Raw genomic sequence first — 5575 nt, 5'->3', positions numbered from 1 at the left:
ACAATTGTCTTTTTAAATTCTTGATCGTAAACTATTCTTCCCATTTTAATAAGTTAATTTATTCACTCAAAAGCGTACCAACAAAACTAGACATTCCATATGATTGTGATGGTGTTTGCGGTTAATAAAAAATAATGAACTATAAAAAAATAATTTTTACTACAATATTAGTAACGTTAATTGCGGTTTTTAGTGCTGCTCTAGGTTGGATAGTTCAGTTTTTTTTAGTTGCTATATTTTATTATTATGGCTCTCTATATTTAATGTCAAAAGATAACACTAAAAATAAAAACAGATTTAATTTACTGATTTTGGTTTTACCATTTATTTTACTATATGGTTATGTTTTTTTTGTTAATCCATCACCTAATCTTAAAGTTTTACCAATTTTAGTCTTTCCTGTCATTAGTTTGTTTTTGGGATATTTAACTTTTAAAAAAGGCAATAATAGTTACTATTTGTTCTTTTACACTATTATTTTTGTTTTTCTAACAGTTTTTGGTATGCCAAATTGGATAAATTATATATCTGATGTTGAAAACCCAATTAACAAACCATTTCCTGAATTATCTATTAAAGATATTAATAATAACTCTTTCTTTTTTAAAAAAGATAAAGTCATTATTATAGATCTTTGGTCTTCAAGTTGTGGTATTTGTATTAAGAAATTCCCAGAATATGAGAAATTGATGTTAAAATATAAAGAAGACGATAGGGTTAGATTTTATACTCTTAATTTACCTTTAGCTAGAGACAGTTTAATAGACATTAAAAGCTATGTTAGGGATTATGAATTTAATTCATTATTCGTTGTTGATGATGATTCACGTAAGAAATTAGATAATAAATCTGTTCCAAAATTATTAATAGTAGATAAACTGAATAAAATAGTTTATAAAGGGTCGTTAAATGATAAATGGTACGAATTCTACAACGATATTGATGATTTAATAGAAAAACATGTAAATGAATAAATTTAAAATATTAATACTGATTTTAATTATCTCGTCTTGTAATTCAAATAATGGTGTTTCTAATATTGAAATAGATAATCAAAATATAGAATTAGGATTGTTGAAGATTGGAGACACTATAAATAAATCAATTTTTATTAATAGTATAGGAAAAAACGAATTCAAAATCGATTCAATAGGAGTAAGTTGTGGTTGTACATTAGTAAAATATGATAAATCACCAATACCTAAAGACCAATCTGCTGAAATAAAAATTAGATTCATTCCAAATGAGAAAGGAAAATTTAATAAATCTATTGTTGTTGAAGGAAACTCAGATCCTCCTTTTAACGTTTTTTATCTAAAAGGAGAAGTCAAATAATTTTAAAGTCCTGTTTTTTAACAGGACTTTTTTATTTTAGCAGAAATTTAGAATAATAGTATATGAAAATAATCTCCTACAACGTAAACGGAATACGAGCTGCCATAAAAAAAGGCTTTATAGAATGGTTAGTAAACACTAATGCAGATGTGGTTTGTCTACAGGAAATTAAAGCCATTGAAGAGCAGTTAGACTTAACACTTTTTGAAGCAGCAGGATACAAATATAATTATTGGTATAGTGCCCAAAAAAAAGGCTATAGTGGAGTTGCTATTTTAAGTAAAACCGAACCAAATCATGTAGAATATGGAACAGGAATAGAAACTATGGATTTCGAAGGACGAAACATTCGTGCAGATTACGATGGTGTTTCGGTAATGAGTATGTATTTGCCTTCTGGTACAAACATGGCTAGGCTTGAATTTAAGCTCAATTATATGGCAGAAATGCAAGATTATATAAACAATTTAAGATCAAGTATTCCAAATCTTGTAATATGTGGAGACTACAATATTTGCCATGAAGCAATAGATATCCATAACCCAAAAATGAAAAATGTTTCAGGTTTTCTTCCTGTAGAAAGAGAGTGGATGAGTAATTTTATTGATAGCGGACTTATTGACTCTTTTCGCTATTTAAATCCAAAAAGAGTAGAGTATAGTTGGTGGAGTTATCGCGCAAATTCTAGAGCAAATAACAAAGGTTGGCGTTTAGATTATGCTATGGTAACAAAACCATTACAAGAAAAAATAAAAAGAGCCGTTATACTTACAGAAGCAAAACATAGCGATCACTGTCCAATTTTAGTCGAATTAGAAAATTAATAAGAATAGAGTAAGCACAAATGAGTAACACTTGAAAACTGCGACTGTTCACTGAATGCTAATTATTGAATACTAAAACCACTCCAAATGAAAAATAAATTTGCAATCATCACCTTGCTATTTATATCAACTTCATGCGTATCTCCAAAAGTTTATAAAAACTTAGAAGATAAATATGCAACCCTAAAAAAGGAAAATAGAAACTTACAGGACGAATATAACGACTTACTTAAAGAAAAAAATAAAGCAGAAAATGAATTAAAAACCGCTGCAGATAATTATTCTTCAGCTATTGATGATAAATATATTTTAAAAGACGAATACGAAGCATTAATTAGTCAGAATGAAAACCTTAAAAACTCTTACAATGCTTTAGAAGCTAACAGTTCATCAGCAATTGCAGCAAATTCAAAAAAGAACAGAGAATTACTAGCAAAATTAGAAGCTAAAGAACAAGCACTAGTTTTAGAAAACCAAAGATTAGAAAAACTTAAAAAGGAACTCGAAGCAAGATCCAATAGAGTATTAGAATTAGAAAACGTTATTGCAGCTAAAGATGCAGCAATGACAAATTTAAAAAATGCCATTTCAAATGCATTAACAGACTTCGAAGGTAAAGGCTTAACCATCGAGCAACGTAATGGCAAAGTTTATGTTTCCATGGAAAATAAGCTATTATTTAATTCAGGTAGTTGGGCAGTTGGATTAGAAGGGAAAAAAGCTGTAAAACAATTAGCAAACGTATTAGGTGATAACCCAGAAATAGCAGTTTTAATCGAAGGCCACACAGATAACGCACCATTTACGGGAACAGGCCAAGTTTCTGGAAATTGGGATTTATCTACCAAACGCGCAACAGCAATTGTAGAAATATTACAAGAAAATAAAAATATTAATCCAGAAAACCTTACAGCAGCAGGTCGAGGAGAATTTTCACCAATAACAAGTAACAATACAGTAGAAGGTAAAGCAAAAAACAGACGTATCGAAGTAATTTTAACACCAAAGTTAGATGCCATTTCTAAGTTGTTAAACAATATATAGTTTTTGGGCGTTACCTAAAGGTCAGGCTTTCGGCAGTCGCTCTCTTCGAGGAGCTTCAACAAAACCTCAATCCTTAACGCAAACCTTAACAAACATTTAAACTTTTCCGTTCAATAAAGAAAAATCGTCTTTTTATATTTAAAGAAAATTACGCCAAACACAAACATGAAATACACAACACTTCCAAATACAAATATAAAAGTGAGTAAAATTTGCCTTGGTTCTATGACTTGGGGAAACCAAAACACAGAAACCGAAGGACATTTACAACTCGATTATGCCATAGATCAAGGTGTAAATTTTATAGATACAGCAGAATTATATCCAGTTCCAGCAGCTAAAGAAACACAAGGTGCAACCAGTAAAATTATTGGTACTTGGTTAAAAAAATCTGGAAATCGAGATAAAGTAGTGCTAGGTTCAAAAGTAGCAGGAACAGGAGATTATACAGCTCATATTAGAACCACTGGGTTTAGTAAGCAAAGCATAAAAGATGCTGTAAATAACGAACTTAAAAGACTGCAAACAGACTATATAGACTTATTTCAACTGCACTGGCCAGAAAGAGATACTAATATGTTTGGAGTTAGAGATTATAAGCACAATCCAAATTGTGAATGGGAAGATAATTTTAAAGAAGTTTTACAGAGCTTAGATGAGGTTATAAAAGAAGGTAAAATTAGACACATAGGTTTATCTAACGAAAAAGCTTGGGGAACTATGCGTTATCTTGAAGAATCCAAAAAAGAAAATTTACCAAGACCAGTAACTATCCAAAATGCATATTCATTAATAAATCGTGTGTATGAAGGAGATATGGCAGAAATTTCTATGCGAGAAAATATTGGCTTATTAGTGTATTCACCTATGGCTTTTGGCGTGCTTTCTGGAAAATATATAAAAAATATTGCAACAGAAAACTCAAGGTTAAAACTTTTTCCGCGTTTTGCTAGATACAGCAGTGATCAGGCAACAAAGGCTACGCAACAGTATTTAGATTTGGCAGAAACTAATAATATTTCTCTAGCGCAAATGGCACTAGCCTTTGTAAATCAAAGAGAATTTGTTACTAGTAGCATAATAGGCGCTACAAACTTAAAGCAACTAAAAGAAAATATTAGTAGTATTGATTTAGATTTAAGCGAAAATATTTTAAAAAGTATTAACGAAATACATGATTTTTATCCTAATCCAGCTCCTTGAAAATGCTAATTTAAGAGTATTCTTATGCTTTAATTAATAAAAGATTTTTTTTGTTTTAATACTTTTATTAGCTTAGTAAATTATTTAAACTAATTGAAAAAGCAACGATGAGAAAAATTACACTTTTATTAGCTGCAGTGTGTCTATTTCTTGGACATACTGTGTATGCGCAAATCACAACATTTCCATACTCTGAAGATTTTGAATCAGGAGATGGAGGCTGGATAGCAGACAATACAAATAATGGCACATGGGCTTTAGGAACACCAGCAGCAACGGTCATAAATAGTGCTTCATCTGGAGCAAATTCTTGGGTAACCAATTTAACAGGTGACTATAATAATGGTGATGCATCAACAGTAACAAGTCCTGTATTTGATTTTTCAGCATTAGCTGCACCTAGTATATCTTTTAGTATTTGGTGGGAATCAGAATTTAGTTGGGATGGAACAGTATTACAATCTTCAATAGATGGAGGTACTACTTGGGTTAATGTCGGTGCTTTAGGAGATGCTGGCAATTGGTTTAACGATGGAACAATAGCAGGAAATCCGGGTGGCCAACCAATAGGTTGGACAGGTCGTAACGGAACAGGATCAAATGGTTGGGTTATAGCAAGTCATTCATTAGATGGTTTGGCTGGACAGGTAAATGTCTTGTTGCGCATAGCTTTTGGATCAGATGGTTCTGTACAAGATGAAGGTGTAGCATTTGATGATATAACAGTTTTTGAAGTAACATGTCCTGAACCTAGTGCTTTATCATTTGTAAGTGCAACAGCAACAACAGCTAGTTTATCATGGACAGCTGGAGGAGCTGAGACAACTTGGGAAATCGTTGTCCAAAATCCAGGAACAGGTGTTCCTACTGGAGCAGGTACATTAACTACTACTAACAATCCATATGTAGAAATGGGATTAATATCAGCAACAAACTATGAGGCTTATGTAAGGTCAGATTGTGGTGGTGATTTTAGTATATGGGTTGGTCCATTAAATTTTGCTACAGAATGTACAACATTTGTTGCACCATATACAGAAGGTTTTGAAAACGCAGGAACTATTCCTCTTTGTTGGACAATGAATGGTGGTGAAGATTGGGATTTTAATCTTGCAGGACCAAATAATGTAGGTAATGGAGGAACTATTACAGGTTCTACAATAACAGGA

The 5575-nt window shown here is 31.5% G+C and carries 5 protein-coding genes and 1 pseudogene; all 6 read left to right on the top strand.

Annotated features, from left to right (window positions below):
- Positions 1-134 precede the first annotated feature (134 nt).
- Positions 135-974: a TlpA disulfide reductase family protein gene (locus tag Q0C58_RS10190; RefSeq protein ID WP_290700939.1), complete on the top strand. Its 840-nt coding sequence runs from the start codon at positions 135-137 to the stop codon at positions 972-974.
- Positions 967-1335, top strand: coding sequence for a DUF1573 domain-containing protein (locus Q0C58_RS10185; protein WP_290700936.1), 369 nt, complete (start codon positions 967-969; stop codon positions 1333-1335). The genes Q0C58_RS10190 and Q0C58_RS10185 overlap by 8 nt, the downstream gene beginning before the upstream one ends.
- A gap of 62 nt (positions 1336-1397) precedes the next feature.
- Positions 1398-2159, top strand: a complete 762-nt coding sequence (locus Q0C58_RS10180) for an exodeoxyribonuclease III (protein WP_290700933.1) — start codon at positions 1398-1400, stop codon at positions 2157-2159.
- A gap of 87 nt (positions 2160-2246) precedes the next feature.
- Positions 2247-3203, top strand: a complete 957-nt coding sequence (locus Q0C58_RS10175) for an OmpA family protein (RefSeq protein WP_290700930.1) — start codon at positions 2247-2249, stop codon at positions 3201-3203.
- A 165-nt stretch (positions 3204-3368) separates the two neighbouring features.
- A complete protein-coding gene (locus Q0C58_RS10170; protein WP_290700927.1) occupies positions 3369-4406 on the top strand; it encodes an aldo/keto reductase in 1038 nt (345 codons plus the stop codon).
- Positions 4407-4513: 107 nt separating this feature from the next.
- Positions 4514-5575: pseudogene (locus Q0C58_RS10165) on the top strand (hypothetical protein); the annotation flags it as partial.

It is taken from the genome of Lacinutrix sp. (assembly GCF_023299985.1).
In the GTDB taxonomy this organism is placed as follows: Bacteria; Bacteroidota; Bacteroidia; order Flavobacteriales; family Flavobacteriaceae; genus Lacinutrix.
Note: the sequence above shows the minus strand (reverse complement) of the source record. Positions and strands in the feature narration are given on the sequence as shown.